The organism is Nocardioides pollutisoli (genome assembly GCF_040045055.1).
GTDB classification, from domain to species: domain Bacteria; phylum Actinomycetota; class Actinomycetes; order Propionibacteriales; family Nocardioidaceae; genus Nocardioides; species Nocardioides tweenelious.
The window spans coordinates 988,072-1,006,393 of sequence record NZ_JBDZDU010000001.1 but is presented as its reverse complement, the minus strand read 5'-3'; the positions used below and the strand labels follow the sequence as shown (position 1 = coordinate 1,006,393).

Here is an 18,322-nt window from a genome sequence, read left to right as displayed (position 1 = left end):
GGGATGGCGGAGAGGAGTACCTCATTTCGGCCACGCCGGGTCCGGAGACCGCCTAGCCTCAGCGGAGCCGCCGTCGTGGACGGCACGATGAGGGGAACATCCGTGTCCAGAACCAGAGTCGCCGTCCTCACCGTCCTCGTCAGTGCGGCGCTCATGGTGCCGGCGGGCGCGGCGTCCGCGCAGCGCGTCGTCATCGACGACGGGACCGCCGACGTCTGGGACTGGCACCGGGAGGCCGAGGGTGGTGACTGGGCACTGACCGAGGCCGGGTCGCTGGCCAACGTCGACGTCACCAGCACGACCGTGACCACCACCGGCTCCGCGATCCGGGTCACCTCGACCTACGCCGAGCTCAAGAAGTCCGGGCCGCAGAACCCCGGAGCGGACTCGTGGCTCAAGCTGAGCGGCGGCGGTGGTGTGGTGCTCCGCGCGTGGATGGACGGTGACGCGCCGACGACCCTCTTCTTCACCGACAAGACCGCTCGGCCCGGAGGCAAGATCCACCGCGCCGCGTGCCGCGGGGCCGAGGTCACCTTCGACTACGGCGCTGACACCGTGACGAGCGTCCTCCCTCTCTCGTGCCTCCCCGGCGACCCGGACTGGGTGAAGTACCTCGGCATCACGACGGCCGGATCGCCGGAGCAGGACCAGTACGGCAGCCCGCTGCACCTGTACATGGACAACGTGAGCAAGCCCTCGGGCTACGACGACCTGGCCAACCGGAGCTGCTTCTGGGAGTGCGTCGGGTGGACCAAGGTCCGGGTCGGCTGAGGTCCGGTTGGGCGTCCGCGCCCGTGGGTAGCCTCCACCCGTCGTCGTCGATCACGAGGGGTGCCCATGTCTGAACTGCACGGAAGCTCGGAGACCGGCCCCGAGTGGCTCACCCCGACCGGCGCAGCGATCGCCGGCTTCACCCTCGCGGTCCTGAGCCTGATCACGAACGGCGCCTGGCTGCTGGCCGTGCAGGCCTTCATGCAGCGCAACGGGTCGGCGTCGTACGGCGACGTCGTGATCGCCACGGGCGTCGCCCAGGGCGTCTTCGCGATCGCTGCACTGGTCATGGCGAAGCGCGGCCTCGACTCGACCGAGACCACGGCCCGCAACCTCGGCAGCGCCGGCACCATCCTGGCGCTGCTCGGCATGGTCGTCGCCGTTCTGACCGTGGTTGCTGGGCTGATCGCCGCCAACTGACATCGCGGCGTGCCGACGGCGGGGTGTGGGGCGTCAGGTTCTTCGGTAGGTGATGCCGTGGGGGCTGAGCCAGTCGAAGGTCCGGTGTCCGGTGCGTTGGTAGGTCCAACCGCCGTGGGTCTTCAACCGGTGGTGGCTCCGGCAGAGCGGGGCCAGGTTGACGCTGTCCGTCGGACCTTCGGGCCATTCGACGGTGTGGTCGAGGTCGCAGCGTCTCGATGGTCGTTCGCAGCGGGGGAAGACGCAGGTGGGGTGGGTCTGGATCACCTGCTCGCGCAGCCTGTCTGTGGGTTCGTAGCGGTCGGTGTGCAGGTGTTCGTTCAGATCCAACACCGGGCGGATCGTGACGCGGGTGTGCTCCTGCTGGCACCACTCGCCGAGCTGTTCGACGGTGATCCAGGACTTGGTGTTGTCGACGCGGACCAGTCCGTCGGTGCTAGAGACGTCGTGGTGGGTGTGGACCACCAGTTCCCTGCTGACCCCGTCGCCGAGGTGTCCGAGGGCCATGGAGCGGCGTACGTCCAAGGACAGGTGCGGGAACTGCTCGTGGAGGTCGTGGGCCTTCGCGGCAACCCGGGCTTCGAAGGCCAATGCGTCGGCGAGGTCGGTGGTGGCTTCGATGTAGACCAGCCCGTCGGTGGTCACGTCACCCAACCGCACGGTGACGTTCCTGTGTTCGGCCTGTTCGGCTCTTCTGGCTTCGGCTTCGTCGGGGTCGTAGAGGTCGCGGGCGTGCTCGACGGCCCGGTCGATCTGGGCGTAGGAGCATCGGTGCGCGACGGGTGCGACGTGGGTGTCCACGAATCCGGCGGCGTCCTCAGAGAGTGTGATGGTGCGGGTCGCGACCTGGCGGGCTTTCCAGACCGGAACCTCACCGCGCATCACCCGTGACCACAGGCGAGGGAGTCGGTAGCGGGTCTCGACGGCATCACCGAGGTAACGCTTCCCGGCATCGGTCGACATCCCCAGCGCGAGGGCGAGCTCAGCGACGCAGAACTCCGCGACCAGGGGTGCACCTGTGCCGGCGATCGCGAGCTCGTCCTCGGTCCCGTCGACCATCGCGGCCTTCCACACCGACTCGGCGGGGTGCATGACCGCCCACTCGACGGCACCCCGGAAGATCCGGATCTCGGCCGCAGTGGCCTCGGCCTTGTCCGCGCGCAGCGCATCGAGCACCCCAGTCGGGGAGTCGAGGTCTGCTGTCGTGGTCATGGTTCAACCCAAGCACTGACCACCGACAGTCAGGTGCTCAGAAGCCTGTGTTTGACCGGGATGTGGACACTTTTGAAAAGTATTTCTGCGCTCGTCGTCACCTGTTGGCTGCGGGGGTTTCGAGACGGTCGCTGCGCGACCTCCTCAACCACCGGACTCGTCCCTCTTCGACCGCAGCCACCGTCGGCCTGAAGGCCGACGTCAGTCCTGCGGGGGGTTCGAGACGGTCGCTGCGCGACCTCCTCAACCACCGGGAAGCCGGGAGGCAACCTCGACTCGAGCGCGCCGTACCCCGTAAATGCCATGTCGGTCGCAATCACAAGCGGCCCGCAACCCGCGCACATCGCCCTGCGTTGGCTGCGGGGGTTTCGAGACGGTCGCAGAGCGACCTCCTCAACCACCGGGAAGCCGGGAGGCAACCTCGACTCGAGCGCGCCGTACCCCGTAAATGCCATGTCGGTCGCAACCACCTGCGGTCCGCAACCCGCGCACATCGCCCTGCGTTGGCTGCGGGGGTTTCGAGACGGTCGCAGAGCGACCTCCTCAACCACCGAGAAGCCGGGAGGCAACCTCGACCCGAGCGCGCCGTACCCGTAAAAAGCCATGTCGGTCGCAATCACAAGCGGCCCGCAACCCGCGCTCATCGCCCAGCGTTGGCTGCGGGGGTTTCGAGACGGTCGCTGCGCGACCTCCTCAACCAACGGCGGGGTGACGGTCGCTGCGCGACCTCCTCAACCAACGGCGGGGAGACGGTCGCTGCGCGACCTCCTCAACCGCCGGCACACGTCAGAGTCGGTCGATGACCCAGTCGATGCAGGCGGTGAGGGCCTCGATGTCGCTCGGGTCGACGGCGGGGTACATCGAGATCCGGAGCTGGTTGCGGCCGAGCTTGCGGTAGGGCTCGGTGTCCACGACGCCGTTGGCGCGCAGGGCCGCGGCGATCGCGGAGGCGTCGATGCCGTCCTCGAAGTCGATCGTCCCGATCACGAGCGAGCGGTGCGACGGGTCGGCGACGTACGGGAACGCGTGCGGCGACTTGTCGGCCCAGCCGTAGAGGATGTCCGAGGACTCCGTCGTCCTCGACACCATGGCGTCGAGACCACCCTGGGCGTTCATCCAGTCCAGCTGCTCAGCCATCAGGAAGAGCGTGGCGACCGAGGGCGTGTTGTAGGTCTGGTTGAGGGCGGAGTTGGAGATCGCGGTGGGCAGGTCGAAGAACGCCGGGACGTGACGACCCGACGACGCGATCGACGAGGCGCGCTCCAGGGCCGCCGGCGAGAACGTCGCGAGCCAGAGGCCGCCGTCGGACGCGAAGCACTTCTGCGGAGCGAAGTAGTAGACGTCGGTCTCGCGCAGGTCGACCGGCAGGCCGCCAGCGCCCGAGGTCGCGTCGACGAGGACGAGTGCGTCGGAGGCAGCACCGTCAGGGCGTACGACGGGAGCCATCACGGCCGTGGACGTCTCGTTCTGCGCCCAGGCGTAGACGTCGACACCGTCCTCGGCGAGCGCGACCGGCCGTGAGCCCGGGTCCGCCTTGATGACCGTCGGGTCGGAGAGCCACGGTGCGGCGAGCGCCGCGGAGGCGAACTTCGCCGAGAACTCGCCGAAGGACAGGTGCTGGCTCTTCTCCTGGATCAGGCCGTAGGTCGCGATGTCCCAGAACGCCGTCGCGCCACCGTTGCCGAGCACGACCTCGTAGCCGTCCGGGAGGGAGAACAGCGACGCGAGACCCGACCGCACCCGGCCCACCAGGTCGCGCACCGGCGCCTGGCGGTGAGAGGTCCCCATCAGCGACGACCCGGTCGCCGCGAGGGCGTCCAGGTGCGAGGTCTGGATCTTCGACGGTCCGGCGCCGAAGCGCCCGTCGGCGGGGAGGAGGTCGCGAGGAATCTGCAGCGCGTCGGTCATGGAAACCTTCCGAAGTGGGTAGGTGCATTCTCGCACCGCCCGATCGCCCGAACCTGAGGAGTCCACGATGTCCAGCACGGGTCTTGCTCCCAGCACCACCACTCGCACCGTCCTGCGTGTCCTCGGGTTCGTGCTCCTCGCGGTCGGCATCGTCCTCGCCATCAACGGCGGGATGGGCGTCGCCGACACCAGCGACTCGTTCGACGGGCCCAGCAACAGCGCGCTCGCCAAGCTGGTCATCGGCATGTTCATGGTCGTCTTCGGGCTCGCTGCCCTCAGCTTCGGCTTCCTCGGCGCCCAGGCCCGCTATGCCGCGGGCGAGGCGATGCCGGTGGTCAAGGACTCGCTCACCTACCTGAAGGACGAGGGGAAGACCGGCCCCTTCTGCTCGAAGTGCGGCGTCCGCAACGACGCCGACGCGAAGTTCTGCGACTCCTGCGGGGCCGCACTAGCCTGACCACGTGCCCGAGGTCGACATCAGACGGGTCGGCTACGGCCACCCGGACGCCGCGCTGCTGATCGCCGAGGTCCAGGCGGAGTACGTCGTCCGCTACGGCGGCCAGGACGAGACGCCCCTGGACCCGCTCATGTTCGAGCCGCCGGACGGCAGCTTCTACGTCGGGTACGTCGACGGCGACCCGGTCCTCACCGGAGCCTGGAGACGCTCCGACACCGTTGCCCTGGGCAGCTCGCGGTGCGCCGAGGTGAAGCGCATGTACGTCGCCGAGCGGGTGCGCGGACATGGGCTCGGGCGGATGATGCTGGCGCACCTCGAGACCGGCGTAGTGGCGTACGGCATCGAGGTCGTCGTCCTCGAGACGGGCCTTGCCCAACCGGAGGCGATCGGGCTCTACGAGTCGAGCGGCTACGAGCCGATCCCGCCGTTCGGCTTCTACCGCTGCGCCCCGCTGTCGCGCTGCTACGCCAAGCGTCTGGCGGTCACGACGTAGCGCTCGTCGGTGATCGGACCACCCCAGTAGGCCGGGTCGGCGAGGACCTCGACCTTCGGCTCCAGGCCCACCTGGGTGACCAGCGCAGACGTCTCGGCGGCGGTGAGGCCGGCGCCCGTCGACCAGCTGCCCTCGACCAGGACCAGCCGCCCGTCGGGGACGAGCAGGTCGACCCACCGGCGGAGCGCGTCCGCCGGCGACGGCAACGCCCACAGGACATGACGGCAGAGCACGACGTCGTACGTCGCTGTCGGGAGCGGCGGGTCGGCCGCGTCGCCGACCACGAAGCTGGTGCCGGGGTAGGAGCCGACCTTGGCGGTGGCCCGGCGCAGCATCTCCGGCGACACGTCGACGCCGTCGACCGCGTGCCCTTCCTCGGCGAGCAGCAGCGACAACGTGCCGGTGCCGCAGCCGAGGTCGGCGACCCGGCAGGGGACGGCCGGCACCACCGAGGCCAGCAGGCTCCGCCACGCATCTCGTACGACGGGGTCGTGCAGGCCGTGGTCCGGCTCGTTGTCGAAGGTCGACGCCTGGGCGTCCCACAGCTCCTGCTCCCGAGAGGTCACTCCCCGACTCTAGGCTGACGCCGTGCTGCTCCCACCCCAGGTCGCCCACGGCGTCGCCGACGGCTCGGTGACGCTCGCGTTCCGGCGCTGGCGCAAGCAGGACGTCCAACCCGGGTCCGAGTTCCGCACGGTCGCCGGGGTCGTGCGCGTGGTCGCGGTCGCGATCGTCGACGGCTTCACGGACGAGGAGGCGGTCGCCGCAGGCTGGCCGGACGCCGCCCGGCTCCGCAAGCAGCTCGACAAGGTCGAGCAGGGTGACACCTACCGCGTCGAGCTGACCTGGGCCGGACCCGACCCACGGGTCGCCCTGCGCGAGAGCGCCGACCTCACCGACGCGGACGTCGCCGCGATCGACGCCAAGCTCGAGCGGCTCGACCGGGCCAGCAGCCACGGCGCCTGGACGATGGCGACGCTCGACGTGATCCGCCGCCGTCCGCACACCCGTGCGCCCGACCTCGCCGCCGAGATGGGTCGCGAGCGCGACCCCTTCAAGATCGACGTCCGCAAGCTGAAGAACCTCGGCCTGACCCGCAGCTTCGAGGTCGGCTACGAGGTGTCGCCCCGCGGGCTGGCCTACCTGGAGCGCACCCGACGGACGTAGGGTCGTCGACCATGCGCCTCGGGTTCGCTGCTCTGCTCTCCCTCGTCGTCGTGGCCGTGCCCTCGGTCGCCCACGCGCAGATCGAGGACTACGCGTCGTACGACGCACCGAAGAAGTGCCACGCCAAGCCGCGTGCCGGCACCGACTACCTCGGCCACTGGGTGGCGAGGCACTTCGGTGGCGGGTACGTCGGCTACGGCCGGCCGTGCGACAAGAAGGACGGGCCGACGTCCGAGCACCAGACCGGCCAGGCCTTCGACTGGTCGCTGGACGCGAGCAAGAAGCGCGACCGGCGTACGGCCAAGGACTTCCTCCACCGGATCTTCGAGAAGGACGCCCGTGGCAACACCGACGCGTGGGCGCGCCGGATGGGGATCATGTACCTAATCTGGGACGACGAGATGTATCCCGCGTGGAACGAGTTCCGGCCCGAGCCCTACCTCTCGTCCGGCTGCACGTCGAAGAAGAAGTGCTCGAAGACGCTGCGCCACCGCAACCACGTGCACGTCTCGCTGGACATGGACGGCGCCAAGGGGAGGACCAGCTGGTTCGAGGACCGGCTCTAGGCCGCGCTCTTCAGCGCCTTCTTCACGCGCTTGTCCTGCAGCTTGCGCTGCTTGGCGACGAACTTGATCGACGACCGCTGCACGAAGCCCGGGAAGAACCGGCCGAGCCGCCACGCGATCCGCGCGGTCCGCGGCGTCACGAGCATCGCGCGGTCCTCGGCGACCGCGGTGAGGACCTCGTCGGCGAACACCTCCGGCGCCAGCGGGTGCCGGACGCCCTGCCCCTTGAGGTAGTAGTCGCGGCCGTGGAACTTGCCGATGTAGCCCTTGTCCAGGATCGGGGTGTCGACCGCCGACGGGCAGACGACGGTGACGCCGACGCCCTTCGCCTGTGCCTCGGACCGCAGCGCGAGCGAGAGCCCGACCACGGCGTGCTTGGTCATGACGTAGGACGTGATCAGCCCGGCCGCCATCAGCCCGCCCATCGAGGCGGTGTTGACGATCTGGCCGGACTTCTGGCGCACCATCAGGGGGTACGCCGCCGCCACGCCGTGCACGACGCCGCGGATGTTGACGTCGATGATCGCGTTCCACTGGGCGAGGGTGAGGTCCTCGGTCTCGCCCCCGAACGTGATTCCGGCGTTGTTGAACATGAAGTCCAGGTGGCCCACCGAGTCGACCAGCTCCTGCACGGCCTCCGCGTCGGTCACGTCGAGAGCGACGGCACGGGCGGTGCCCGGACCCGACGCGGCGAGCACCGTCTGCTGGGCCGCCGCGAGGTCCAGGTCGGCGCAGACGACGTCCGCGCCGGCCGCCGTCAGGGCGTGCGCGAGGCACCGGCCGATCCCCGAGCCCGCCCCGGTGACGATCGCTGAGCGGGCGGCGAAGTGGCCGTCGTACGGGGTGTTCACGCTCCCCAGCCGTCCTGCCAGCCGTCGACCTCGGACGCCGGGCGCGACGACGGCCCGGTGTAGATGGCCGACGGGCGGATCAGGCGCCCGGTGCGCTTCTGCTCGAGGATGTGCGCCGACCAGCCACCGGTGCGCGCACAGGTGAACATCGACGTGAACATGTTGGCCGGCACCTCCGCGAAGTCGAGGACGATCGCCGCCCAGAACTCCACGTTGGTCTCCAGGACGCGGTCCGGCCGGCGCTCGCGGAGCTCCTTGAGCGCGGCCTGCTCGAGCGCCTCCGCCACGGCGTAGCGCGGCGCGTTGAGCTCCTTCGCCGTACGCCGCAGCACGCGGGCGCGCGGGTCCTCGGCGCGGTAGACGCGGTGGCCGAAGCCCATCAGCCGCTCGCCGGAGTCGAGGAGGCCCTTGACGTACGCGGTCGCGTCGCCCGACTTCTCGACGTCCTCGATCATCGTGAGCACGCGCGCCGGGGCGCCGCCGTGCAGCGGGCCGCTCATCGCGCCGATCGCGCCGGAGAACGCGGCGGCGACGTCGGCGCCGGTCGAGGTGATCACGCGGGCGGTGAACGTGGAGGCGTTCATGCCGTGCTCGGCGGCGCTCGACCAGTAGGCGTCGATCGCGTGGGCGTGCTTGGGGTCGGCCTCGCCCTTCCAGCGGATCAGGAACTTCTCGGCCAGCGTCGCGCCCTGGTCGACGGCCTTCTGGGGCACGACGGGCTGGTTGAGGCCGCGCGCCGACTGGGCGGCGTACGACAGGACCATGACGGCCAGCCGGCCGATGTCCTCGCGGGCCTGCTCGTCGCTGATGTCGTAGGTCTGCCCGAAGCCGAAGGCGGGCGCGAGCATCGCGACCGCGGCCTGCACGTCGACGCGGACGTCGCCCGTGTGCACCGGGAGGTTGTACGGCTCCGCGGGCGCGAGCCCGGGGGTGTAGCTGCCGTCGATCAGGAGACCCCAGACATTCTCGAACGGGACCCGGCCGACGATCTCCTCGATGTCCACGCCGCGGTAGCGCAGCGCGGAACCCTCCTTGTCCGGCTCGGCGATCTCCGTCTCGAAGGCGACGACGCCCTCCAGTCCGTGGTGTACCTCGGTCATCGGGCTCCTCAAGTCGAAGTTGACGGCTGTCAAACGCCGCCCCGGCATTCTGCACCCACCCCGGACTAGGGTCGAGGGCGTGTCCGACCTAGACCTTTCCTCGCTGCGCGAGGACTATGCGCGCGACGGCCTCGACGAGGCCGATCTGCTCCCCGATCCGATCGCGATGTTCGACCGTTGGATGGCCGAGGCGCACGCGGCGATCCAGCACGACGCCAACGCGATGGTGGTCAGCACCGTCGGTGCGGACCTCGCGCCGTCCTCGCGGATGGTGCTGCTCAAGGGCGTCTCCGACGACGGGTTCGTCTTCTTCACGAACACCGGGTCTCGCAAGGGCGCCGAGCTGGCGACCAACCCGCGTTGTGCGCTGCTCTTCCCCTGGCACCTCCTCGAGCGCCAGGTCCGCGTCGAGGGCGTCGCGACCCCGTTGCCGCGCGCCGACGTCGAGGCCTACTTCTCCAGCCGCCCGCACGGCTCCCAGCTCGGCGCCGTGGCCTCCCACCAGTCGCAGGTCGTGTCCGGCCGGGCTGAGCTCGAGGCGGCGTACGCCGACGCGGACGCGCGCTACCCCGACGCCGTCCCGGTCCCGGACGAGTGGGGCGGCTACGTCGTGCGCCCGGAGGTCGTGGAGTTCTGGCAGGGGCGTACGTCGCGGTTGCACGACCGCCTCGTCTACCGGCGTACGCCGTCGGGGTGGACCACGGAGCGGCTCGCCCCGTAATCCGCTTGTGAGTGAGTGCTCACTCACTTATGCTCTCCCGGTGCCTCCTCGCGCCCGCCCCATGTCTCCCGACGAACGTCGCGCCGATCTCACCGACGTCACGCTGCGGCTGCTGCGCGTGCACGGCCGGGACGTGACCACGCGGCAGATCGCCGAGGCGGCGGGCATCGCCGAGGGCACGGTGTTCCGGGCCTTCGGCTCCAAGGACGAGCTGCTCGACGCCGCGATCTCGCGAGCCTTCGAGCCCGGCGACCTGGTCGCCCGGATCGAGGAGATAGATCCGTCCCTGCCGCTGCGCGACCGCCTGGTCGCGCTGGCCTCGATCATGCAGCAGCGGTTCCGCGCCACCTTCGACCTGATGCAGAAGATGGGGCTGGTCCGCCCGCCCGGCCACCTGCACGACTCGGCCGCGGCCGCAGCCTGGCGCACCCGCCTCGAGAGCCTGCTCGGCGGGGTCATCGGGGACGACGCCGACCAGCTCGCCGTGCCTCTCGACCACTTCATCCACGTCTTCCGGCTGCTGACCTTCGCGGGCAGCCACGACCACATCGCCGACGGCCGTCTGCTCACCCCCGACGAGATCGTCGACACCCTCCTGCACGGACTCCAGAGGACTGACTGATGCTGCTCCGACTCCTGCGCACGCGCCTCGCGCCGTACAAGAAGTGGTTGACGGTCGTCGTCGTCTTCCAGTTCCTCGGCGTGCTCGCCGCGCTCTACCTGCCGACGCTGAACGCCGACATCATCGACAACGGCGTCGTGAAGAACGACACCGACTACATCCTGCGCGTCGGCGCGCTGATGCTGCTGATCTCGTTCGGGCAGATCATCTGCTCGGTCACCGCGGTGCGGTTCGGTGCGCGGACGGCGGCCAGCTTCGGCCGTGACGTGCGGGCCGGGCTCTTCCACCGGGTCGGCACCTTCTCGACCCGCGAGGTCCAGCACTTCGGCGCCCCGTCGCTGATCACCCGCACCACCAACGACGTCCAGCAGGTGCAGATGCTGGTGCTGATGTCCTGCACGATCGCCGTGTCCGCACCGATCATGATGGTCGGCGGCGTGATCCTGGCGCTGCGCGAGGACGTCGGCCTGGGCTGGATCCTCGCTGTTGTCGTCCCGGCCCTGTTCCTCTGCGTGGGCTTCGTGGTCAGCCGGATGGTGCCGAACTTTCGCCTCATGCAGGGCCGCATCGACGAGGTCAACCGGGTCCTGCGCGAGCAGATCACCGGCATCCGGGTGGTGCGGGCCTTCGTCCGCGAGCCGCACGAGACCGAGCGCTTCGGCAAGGCGAACGACGACCTCACCGAGGTCGCCGTCGCAGCCGGCCGCTGGATGGCGACGATGTTCCCGCTGGTGATCCTGGTCGTCAACGTCTCGAGCATCGCCGTGATCTGGTTCGGGGGGCACCGGGTCGACAGCGGGCAGATGAAGATCGGCGCGCTGACCGCCTTCCTGTCCTACCTGATGCAGATCCTGATGTCGGTGATGATGGCGACGTTCATGCTGATGATGATCCCGCGCGCCTCCGTCTGCGCGGACCGGATCACCGAGGTGCTCGACACCGACACCTCCGTCCCGGTCCCGGCCGACCCGGTCGCACCGGTCGCCGCGCTGCGCGGACACCTCGACCTCGAGGACGTCACCTTCGCCTACCCGGGCGCCGAGGCCCCGGTGCTCGCCGACGTGTCGTTCTCGGCGCGGCCCGGCCAGACCGTCGCGGTGATCGGGTCGACGGGTGCGGGCAAGACGACCCTGGTCAACCTGGTCCCGCGGCTCTTCGACGCGACCACCGGGGAGGTGCGCGTCGGCGGCACCGACGTACGACGTGTAGATCCCGACCTGCTCTGGGAGCAGATCGGTCTCGTGCCGCAGAAGGCCTACCTCTTCAGCGGGACCGTCCGCAGCAACCTGCAGTACGGCAAGCCGGACGCGACCGAGGACGAGATGTGGCACGCGCTCGAGGTGGCCCAGGGGCGCGACTTCGTGGAGGCGCTGCCCGAGGGTCTCGACTCGCCCGTCGTCCAGGGCGGCACGAACTTCTCCGGTGGTCAGCGGCAGCGGCTCGCGATCGCGCGGGCGCTGATCCGCCGGCCCGGGATCTACCTCTTCGACGACTCGTTCTCGGCGCTCGACCTGGCCACCGACGCCCGTCTGCGGGCCGCGCTCAGGCCCGAGACCCGGGACGCCACGGTGCTGATCGTCGCCCAGCGGGTGTCGACCATCCGCGACGCCGACCTGATCGTCGTGCTCGAGGACGGCCGCGTCGTCGGCCGCGGCACCCACCACGAGCTCCTCCAGGACTGTGAGACCTACCAGGAGATCGTCACGTCCCAGCTCACCGCGGAGGAGGCAGCCTGATGAGCGACTCGAAGAAGCAGGAGTTCCGGGCCACCGAGCGGATCGAGGCTCCCCAGGGCGGGCCTGGTCGCGGTCCGATGATGGGCGGCATGGTCGGCCAGAAGGCGATGGACTTCGGGCCCTCGATCCGACGGATGATCGCCCGGATGCGGCCGGACCGGACCGCGGCGATCGCCGTGGTCGTGCTCGGTGTCTCGAGCGTGATCCTGATGTCGATCGGGCCGCGGATCCTCGGCCACGCCACCGACCTCATCTTCAACGGGTTCATCGGCAAGAGGATCCCGGTGGGCACCCCGGAGTCCGAGCTGCCCGACGCCGTGCAGAGCATGGACGTCGTACCCGGCCAGGGCGTCGACTTCGACGCCGTCGCCCACGTGCTGCTGATCGTCCTGGCGATCTATGTCGGGGCGTCGCTCCTCGCGTGGCTGCAGGGCTACATCCTCAACACCGTCGTGCAGAACACCGTGCGCCGGATGCGCGAGGAGGTCGAGGAGAAGATCAACCGGCTGCCCCTGAACTACTTCGACCGGTCGCCGCGCGGCGAGCTGCTCTCGCGCGTCACCAATGACATCGACAACGTCAGCCAGACGCTCCAGCAGACGATGAGCCAGCTGCTCACCTCGGTGATGACCGTGCTCGCCGTGCTCGTGATGATGGTCTGGATCTCGCCGTTGCTCGCGCTGGTCGCGCTGGTCACCGTGCCGCTGTCGATCCTCGTGACCGCGCAGATCATGAAGCGCTCGCAGGGACAGTTCGTGTCGCAGTGGCGGCGTACGGGCAAGCTCAACGCGCAGGTCGAGGAGGCCTACTCCGGCCACGCGCTGGTCAAGGTGTTCGGCCGTCAGGACGAGGTCGAGCGGGCCTTCGCCGAGGACAACGACGAGCTCTTCGAGGTCAGCTTCCGGGCTCAGTTCATCAGCGGGCTGATCATGCCGTCGATCATGTTCATCGGGAACCTCAACTACGTGCTGGTCGCCGTGATCGGCGGTCTCCGGGTCGCGAGCGGATCGTTGTCGCTGGGCGACGTACAGGCGTTCATCCAGTACTCCCGGCAGTTCACCCAGCCGCTGACGACCGTCGCGTCGATGACCAACCTGCTGCAGTCGGGCGTCGCGTCGGCCGAGCGGGTCTTCGAGCTGCTCGACGCCGACGAGGAGTCGGTCGAGCCGGTGGGCTACGAGGCCGTCGCGAGCCGACGAGGCGAGGTCGCCTTCGAGCACGTGTCCTTCCGCTACGACGAGGACCGGCCGCTCATCACGGACCTGTCCCTCGTGGCGCGGCCGGGGGAGACCGTCGCGATCGTCGGCCCCACCGGCGCCGGCAAGACCACGCTGGTCAACCTGGTGATGCGGTTCTACGAGCTCGACGCCGGCCGGATCACGCTCGACGGCCACGACATCGCCGCGATGCCTCGCTCCGCGCTGCGCAGCCAGATCGGCATGGTGCTGCAGGACACCTGGCTCTTCGAGGGCACCATCCGCGACAACATCGCCTACGGCCGACCGGACGCGACCGAGGCCGAGATCCTCGAGGCCGCGCGGGCGACGTTCGTGGACCGCTTCGTGCACTCGCTGCCCGACGGCTACGACACCGTCATCGACGAGGAGGGCTCCAACCTCTCCGCCGGTGAGCGCCAGCTGGTCACCATCGCCCGGGCGTTCCTCACCGATCCGGCGCTGCTGATCCTCGACGAGGCCACCAGCTCGGTCGACACCCGCACCGAGCTGCTCCTCCAGCACGCCATGGCCGCGCTGCGCACTGACCGCACGTCGTTCGTGATCGCCCACCGGCTCTCCACGATCCGCGACGCCGACCTGATCCTGGTCATGGAGGACGGCGCCATCGTCGAGCAGGGCAACCACGAGGCACTGCTCGCGGCTGACGGCGCCTACGCCCGGCTCTACAACGCGCAGTTCACGGCGGCGGTGGCGTAGGACCGCGGTGGTTGAGGAGGCGCGCTAGCGCCGTGTCGAAACCCCCGCAGCCTGTGGTTGCAGACCGACATGGCCTTTAGGGGTGCGGCGGCTTCGGGCTGAGGTTGCTTCCCGGTGGTTGAGGAGGTCGCGCAGCGACCGTCTCGAAACCCCCGCAGCCTGCGGGCCGCCTGTGGTTACAGACCGATAGGGCATTTACGGGGTCCGGCGCGCTCTTGTTGCGGTTGCTTCCCGGCGCACCGTTGGTTGAGGAAGGCGCTCTGCGCCTGTCTCGAAACCCCCGCAGCCAACAGGTGACGACGACCCAAAAGAACTTCTGGAAAGTGTCCGCATCCCGGTCAAACACTGGGTTCTGGGCACCTGACTGTCGGTGGTCAGTGCTTGGGTTGAACCATGACCACGACAGCAGACATCGACTCCCCGGCCGGGGTGCTCGACGCTGTCCGCGAGCAACACCAGAGCGAGTCCACCGCGACCATCGAGAAGTTCCGCCTCGCTGTCGAGTGGGCGGTGATGCACCCCGCCGAGTCGGTGTGGAAGGCCGCGATGGTCGACGGGACCGAGGACGAGCTCGCGATCGCCGGTCCCGGCGCACCGTTGGTCGCGGAGTTCTGCGTCGCCGAGCTAGCCCTCGCCCTCGGCATGTCCACCGACGCCGGGAAGCGCTACCTCGGCGATGCCGTCGAGACCCGCTACCGACTCCCGCGCCTGTGGTCGCGAGTGATGCGCGGTGAGGTACCGGTCTGGAAGGCCCGCCAGGTCGCCACCCGCACGATCGGGTTGCCCGTGGACGGTGCTGCGTTTGTGGACCGACACGTGGCACCCGTGGCGCATCGGTGCTCCTACGCCGCGATCGACCGGGCCGTGGACCACGCCCGGGACATGTTCGACCCCGACGAAGCAGAGGCGAGGCGCGCCGAGCAGACCGAGCACCGGAACGTCACCGTGCGGTTGGGTGACGTCACCACCGACGGGCTCGTCTACATCGAAGCCACCACCGACCTCGCTGACGCGTTGGCGTTCGAAGCCCAGCTGTCTGCGAAGGCCCACGACCTGCTTGAGACGTTCCCGCACCTGTCCCTGGACGTACGTCGGTCCATGGCGTTGGGACACCTCGGCGACAGCGTTGGGCGCGAGCTGGTGATCCACGCCCACCACGACACCTCGAGCACCGACGGCCTGGTGCGGGTCGACAACACCAAGTCGTGGATCACCGTCGAGCAGCTCGGCGAGTGGTGCCAGCAGGAGCACACCCGCGTCACGATCCGCCCGGTGTTGGATCTGAACGAGCACCTGCACACCGACAGGTACGAACCCACCGACAGGCTGCGCGAGCAGGTGATCCAGACGCACCCCACCTGCGTCTTTCCCCGCTGCGAACGATCATCACGACGCTGCGACCTCGACCACATCACCGAATGGCCCGAAGGTCCGACGGACAGCGTCAACCTGGCCCCGCTGTGCCGGAGCCACCACCGCCTCAAGACCCACGGCGGCTGGACCTACCAACGCACCGGACACAGATCGTTCGACTGGCTCAGCCCCCTCGGCATCACCTACCGAAGAACCTGACGCCCCACACCCCGCCGCCGGCGGGGCCATCACCATGCCCGGACGTGCTCAACCGCTCTCAGCGGTGACCACGACGGTCGACCCGAGGCGACCGCAAGCCGGCCAGCGGCCGCGACCAAGCACCGCAACCACAGCGGACGGCGACCACGCTTCTCGTCATCCGCAACCTTCGCCGAAGCAAGCCCGCAGATAAAGCCGTTGAGCATCGGGCCGGACCGACCTACGCTCGTCGTACACGGGAAAGGAGGTGGTCCGAAGAATGATTGATTCTTGGATGCGTGAGGTGGCTGCCCGCTAGCAGCCCCAGCAACATCGCGGGACGAAGTGCCCGTGAAGGCTGCTGGTGAATCCATCGCAGTCACCCGACCCGCAGGCGATCCGGTCTTCACATCCGCCGGAGCGGTCCTCCCCGGAGGACCAGCGCCTGCGGGTCGCTGCATTTCCGGGACAGGTCAGGCAGCCTCGGCGTCCTCGGACTGCATCGGGATCGGCGAGAGGTCGAGGTCGACCTCGGGCTCCTCGGTGGCGCGCTCGTTGGCGGCGACCGTGTTCTGGGCGATGCTCACGACCAGCGAGCAGGCAGCCCAGACGCCGACCAGGCACACCATCAGGCGGACCATGGCGACGTCGGGGGAGAGGGTGCCGGTCACCTGGGCGGCATAGAGGGCCGGGGATCCGACCAACACGGTGCCGATGATGACGGGCCACGACAAGGGACTCATGCGTTCACAGCCAATCTCTGGTCAGCGCCGACGACACCTTCCGAACGAATCTGGTCGGCACCGGTCAGCTCGGTGTAGGACAGCACCGCAAGACGCGGTACGAGCGGGTTCACCATCCGGTGAAGGGCGGATCGCAGCTGTGGCGCGCAGACGAGGACCGGGCGTACGTTGCGGTTCTCGATCTCCTGGGCGAGCTGGATCAGCTCGGTCATCAGCGCCTGGCTGGTCTCGGGGTCGAGCGCGGCGGTCTGGCCGTGCTCGCTGGGCCGCAACGACTCGAGGATCCGCTGCTCGAGCTGCGGGTCGAGGGTGAGCACGTGCAACGTCTTGTCGACGAGGTACGGCGCGGCGATGGCCGGTCCGAGCGCCATCCGGGCTGCCTCGACGAGCGGGTCGAGCTCCTTGGTGCGGGTCGCCCGCAGCGAGAGGGCCTCGTAGATCCGGACCAGGTCGCGGATGGAGACACCTTCGTCGAGCAGGCACTGCAGCACGCGCTGGATCTCACCGAGGCTGAGCTGCGCGGGGGTGAGCTCCTCGACCACGACCGGGTGGCTGCGCTTGACGACGTCGGTGAGCATCCGCACGTCCTCGCGGCCGAGCAGGCGGCCGGCGTGGGCGGTGATGACCTCGGCGAGGTGGGTCGTGATGACCGAGGCCCGGTCCACCACGGTGGCACCGCTGAGCTCGGCCTGGCTGCGCAGCTCCGCGGGGATCCACTTCGCCTCGAGGCCGAAGACCGGCTCCAGGGTGGCCTGGCCGGGCAGCGAGCCGAGGTAGTCGCCGATCGCGAGCACGGTGCCTGGAGGCGCCTCGCCGCGGGCGACCTCGATGCCGAAGAGCATGATCGCGTAGGTCTGGCTGGGCAGCTGGAGGTTGTCACGGGTCCGCACCGGCGGTGCGACGATCCCGAGGTCGATGGCGATCTTGCGACGCAGCGACTTCACCCGCTCGAGCAGGTCGCCGCCGCTGCTGGCGTCGACCAGGTCGATCAGGTCGGCGGAGAGCTCGAGGCCCAGCGGGTCGATCTGGATCTCGGCCGCGAGCAGCTCGGGGGTGTCGGCGGAGGTGAGGGCCGGCGTGGCCGGTGCCTGGGTCGCGGCGATCTCCTCCTCCTTCTGGCGAGCACCTGCTCGCGAGGACGCGACCAGCATCAGGCCGCCGGCGACCATGAACGGGAGCTTGGGCATCCCCGGGATCAGGCAGAGGACGAGCGCGCCGAACCCGGCGATGCGCAGGGGGAGCGGGTTGGCCGTGAGCTGCCGGATGATCCCGCTGCCCATCTCCTCGGAGCCGACGGTGCGGGTCACGATGAGACCGGTGGACACGGAGAGGAGGAGCGCCGGGATCTGGGAGACCAGGCCGTCACCGATGGAGAGCAGGCTGTAGGTCTGGATCGCCTCGCTGAACGGCATGCCGTTCTGGATGACGCCGACCGCGAAGCCGCCGATCAGGTTGACCAGCGTGATGATGATCGCCGCGATCGCGTCGCCCTTGACGAACTTGGACGCACCGTCCATCGCGCCGTAGAAGTCGGCCTCGGCGTGCACCTCGGCGCGACGCTGCCGCGCCTGCTCCTCGTCGATGAGGCCGGAGTTGAGGTCGGCGTCGATCGCCATCTGCTTGCCCGGCATCGCGTCGAGCGTGAACCGGGCGCCGACCTCCGCGACCCGGCCGGCGCCGTTGGTGATGACGACGAACTGGATGACGAGCAGGATCGCGAAGACGATCAGGCCGACGATGAGCGAGCCGCCGACCACGAAGTGGCCGAACGTGTCGATCACCTTCCCGGCGTACCCGTCGAGGAGCACGAGCCGGGTGGCGCTGACGTTGAGGGTGAGTCGGAACAGGGTCATCACCAGGATGACGGCGGGGAACACCGCGAAGTCCAACGGCCGGTGGACGAACATCGCGACCATCAGCACGAGTAGGGCCGCGGTGATGTTGAGCGCGATCAGGAGGTCGAGCAGGATCGCCGGCAGCGGCACGACCAGCATCACGACGATCATCACGATGCCGACCGGCACGCCGAGCTGGCTGATGCGCTTCAGGTCCACAGGGGGTTCTCCAGGT

Annotated in this window: 18 protein-coding genes; 11 read left to right on the top strand and 7 right to left on the bottom strand. The window is 69.4% G+C overall.

Features of this window, described 5'->3' with window-relative positions; all coding sequences use genetic code 11:
• Positions 1–102 precede the first annotated feature (102 nt).
• Positions 103–771, top strand: coding sequence for a hypothetical protein (locus tag ABLE68_RS04915; RefSeq protein ID WP_348870159.1), 669 nt, complete (start codon positions 103–105; stop codon positions 769–771).
• A gap of 66 nt (positions 772–837) precedes the next feature.
• Positions 838–1,191, top strand: coding sequence for a hypothetical protein (locus tag ABLE68_RS04910; protein WP_348870157.1), 354 nt, complete (start codon positions 838–840; stop codon positions 1,189–1,191).
• 33 nt (positions 1,192–1,224) lie between these two features.
• On the opposite strand, the gene ABLE68_RS04905 is transcribed toward ABLE68_RS04910, so the two are convergent.
• Both ABLE68_RS04905 and serC read right to left on the bottom strand, forming a co-directional pair.
• Entirely contained in the window at positions 1,225–2,403 is a 1,179-nt protein-coding gene (locus tag ABLE68_RS04905) for an HNH endonuclease signature motif containing protein (protein WP_348870156.1), read from the bottom strand.
• 786 nt (positions 2,404–3,189) lie between these two features.
• Positions 3,190–4,311: a phosphoserine transaminase gene (gene serC, locus ABLE68_RS04900; protein WP_348870155.1), complete on the bottom strand. Its 1,122-nt coding sequence runs from the start codon at positions 4,309–4,311 to the stop codon at positions 3,190–3,192.
• A gap of 67 nt (positions 4,312–4,378) precedes the next feature.
• Here serC and ABLE68_RS04895 point away from each other — a divergent pair, with 67 nt between their 5' ends.
• Together ABLE68_RS04895 and ABLE68_RS04890 are read left to right on the top strand one after the other, a co-directional pair.
• Complete coding sequence (locus ABLE68_RS04895; RefSeq protein ID WP_348870153.1) at positions 4,379–4,768, top strand: zinc ribbon domain-containing protein; 390 nt, start codon at positions 4,379–4,381, stop codon at positions 4,766–4,768.
• A gap of 4 nt (positions 4,769–4,772) precedes the next feature.
• Positions 4,773–5,261: a GNAT family N-acetyltransferase gene (locus ABLE68_RS04890; RefSeq protein ID WP_348870152.1), complete on the top strand. Its 489-nt coding sequence runs from the start codon at positions 4,773–4,775 to the stop codon at positions 5,259–5,261.
• Here the strand turns inward: ABLE68_RS04890 and ABLE68_RS04885 are convergent.
• Complete coding sequence (locus ABLE68_RS04885; protein WP_348870150.1) at positions 5,231–5,827, bottom strand: class I SAM-dependent methyltransferase; 597 nt, start codon at positions 5,825–5,827, stop codon at positions 5,231–5,233. The two genes, ABLE68_RS04890 and ABLE68_RS04885, sit on opposite strands and share 31 nt — an antisense overlap.
• A gap of 22 nt (positions 5,828–5,849) precedes the next feature.
• On the opposite strand from ABLE68_RS04885, the gene ABLE68_RS04880 reads away from it, so the two are divergent.
• Both ABLE68_RS04880 and ABLE68_RS04875 read left to right on the top strand, forming a co-directional pair.
• Positions 5,850–6,428 carry a hypothetical protein gene (locus ABLE68_RS04880; protein WP_348870149.1) on the top strand — a complete coding sequence of 193 codons (579 nt, stop codon included), beginning with the start codon at positions 5,850–5,852 and terminating at the stop codon, positions 6,426–6,428.
• A gap of 11 nt (positions 6,429–6,439) precedes the next feature.
• Positions 6,440–6,994: a VldE C-terminal domain-containing protein gene (locus tag ABLE68_RS04875; protein WP_348870148.1), complete on the top strand. Its 555-nt coding sequence runs from the start codon at positions 6,440–6,442 to the stop codon at positions 6,992–6,994.
• Here the strand turns inward: ABLE68_RS04875 and ABLE68_RS04870 are convergent.
• Together ABLE68_RS04870 and ABLE68_RS04865 are read right to left on the bottom strand one after the other, a co-directional pair.
• Positions 6,991–7,845, bottom strand: a complete 855-nt coding sequence (locus ABLE68_RS04870; protein ID WP_348870147.1) for an SDR family NAD(P)-dependent oxidoreductase — start codon at positions 7,843–7,845, stop codon at positions 6,991–6,993. The two genes, ABLE68_RS04875 and ABLE68_RS04870, sit on opposite strands and share 4 nt — an antisense overlap.
• Entirely contained in the window at positions 7,842–8,945 is a 1,104-nt protein-coding gene (locus tag ABLE68_RS04865) for a citrate synthase 2 (RefSeq protein ID WP_348870146.1), read from the bottom strand. Before ABLE68_RS04865 ends, ABLE68_RS04870 begins: the two co-directional genes overlap by 4 nt.
• 79 nt (positions 8,946–9,024) lie before the next feature.
• Here ABLE68_RS04865 and pdxH point away from each other — a divergent pair, with 79 nt between their 5' ends.
• The 5 genes from pdxH to ABLE68_RS04840 all read left to right on the top strand — a co-directional run bounded on the left by pdxH (position 9,025) and on the right by ABLE68_RS04840 (position 15,530).
• On the top strand, positions 9,025–9,666 hold the full coding sequence (pdxH, locus tag ABLE68_RS04860) for a pyridoxamine 5'-phosphate oxidase (protein ID WP_348870144.1): 642 nt from the start codon (positions 9,025–9,027) through the stop codon (positions 9,664–9,666).
• A 40-nt stretch (positions 9,667–9,706) separates the two neighbouring features.
• A complete protein-coding gene (locus ABLE68_RS04855) occupies positions 9,707–10,288 on the top strand; it encodes a TetR/AcrR family transcriptional regulator (protein ID WP_348870143.1) in 582 nt (193 codons plus the stop codon).
• The gene (locus ABLE68_RS04850; RefSeq protein ID WP_348870142.1) at positions 10,288–12,024 is read left to right on the top strand and encodes an ABC transporter ATP-binding protein; all 1,737 of its coding nucleotides are present in this window, start codon (positions 10,288–10,290) and stop codon (positions 12,022–12,024) included. The genes ABLE68_RS04855 and ABLE68_RS04850 overlap by 1 nt, the downstream gene beginning before the upstream one ends.
• Positions 12,024–13,958 (top strand): ABC transporter ATP-binding protein, encoded by a 1,935-nt coding sequence (locus ABLE68_RS04845; RefSeq protein ID WP_348870140.1) that lies wholly within the window; start codon positions 12,024–12,026, stop codon positions 13,956–13,958. The genes ABLE68_RS04850 and ABLE68_RS04845 overlap by 1 nt, the downstream gene beginning before the upstream one ends.
• A gap of 393 nt (positions 13,959–14,351) precedes the next feature.
• Positions 14,352–15,530 (top strand): HNH endonuclease signature motif containing protein, encoded by a 1,179-nt coding sequence (locus ABLE68_RS04840; RefSeq protein WP_348870139.1) that lies wholly within the window; start codon positions 14,352–14,354, stop codon positions 15,528–15,530.
• Positions 15,531–15,982: 452 nt separating this feature from the next.
• Here the strand turns inward: ABLE68_RS04840 and ABLE68_RS04835 are convergent, their stop codons facing one another.
• Positions 15,983–16,216, bottom strand: a complete 234-nt coding sequence (locus tag ABLE68_RS04835) for a hypothetical protein (protein WP_348870138.1) — start codon at positions 16,214–16,216, stop codon at positions 15,983–15,985.
• A gap of 32 nt (positions 16,217–16,248) precedes the next feature.
• The gene (flhA, locus tag ABLE68_RS04830; RefSeq protein ID WP_348870137.1) at positions 16,249–18,306 is read right to left on the bottom strand and encodes a flagellar biosynthesis protein FlhA; all 2,058 of its coding nucleotides are present in this window, start codon (positions 18,304–18,306) and stop codon (positions 16,249–16,251) included.
• Positions 18,307–18,322: the final 16 nt, after the last annotated feature.

Excerpts from the sequence above, each read along its gene's own strand:
- ABLE68_RS04910 (WP_348870157.1), top strand. The coding sequence starts at position 838 with ATGTCTGAACTGCACGGAAGCTCGGAGACCGGCCCCGAGTGGCTCACC.
- ABLE68_RS04905 (WP_348870156.1), bottom strand. The coding sequence starts at position 2,403 with ATGACCACGACAGCAGACCTCGACTCCCCGACTGGGGTGCTCGATGCG.
- serC (WP_348870155.1), bottom strand. The coding sequence starts at position 4,311 with ATGACCGACGCGCTGCAGATTCCTCGCGACCTCCTCCCCGCCGACGGG.
- ABLE68_RS04895 (WP_348870153.1), top strand. The coding sequence starts at position 4,379 with ATGTCCAGCACGGGTCTTGCTCCCAGCACCACCACTCGCACCGTCCTG.
- ABLE68_RS04875 (WP_348870148.1), top strand. The coding sequence starts at position 6,440 with ATGCGCCTCGGGTTCGCTGCTCTGCTCTCCCTCGTCGTCGTGGCCGTG.
- ABLE68_RS04865 (WP_348870146.1), bottom strand. The coding sequence starts at position 8,945 with ATGACCGAGGTACACCACGGACTGGAGGGCGTCGTCGCCTTCGAGACG.
- ABLE68_RS04850 (WP_348870142.1), top strand. The coding sequence starts at position 10,288 with ATGCTGCTCCGACTCCTGCGCACGCGCCTCGCGCCGTACAAGAAGTGG.
- ABLE68_RS04845 (WP_348870140.1), top strand. The coding sequence starts at position 12,024 with ATGAGCGACTCGAAGAAGCAGGAGTTCCGGGCCACCGAGCGGATCGAG.
- ABLE68_RS04840 (WP_348870139.1), top strand. The coding sequence starts at position 14,352 with ATGACCACGACAGCAGACATCGACTCCCCGGCCGGGGTGCTCGACGCT.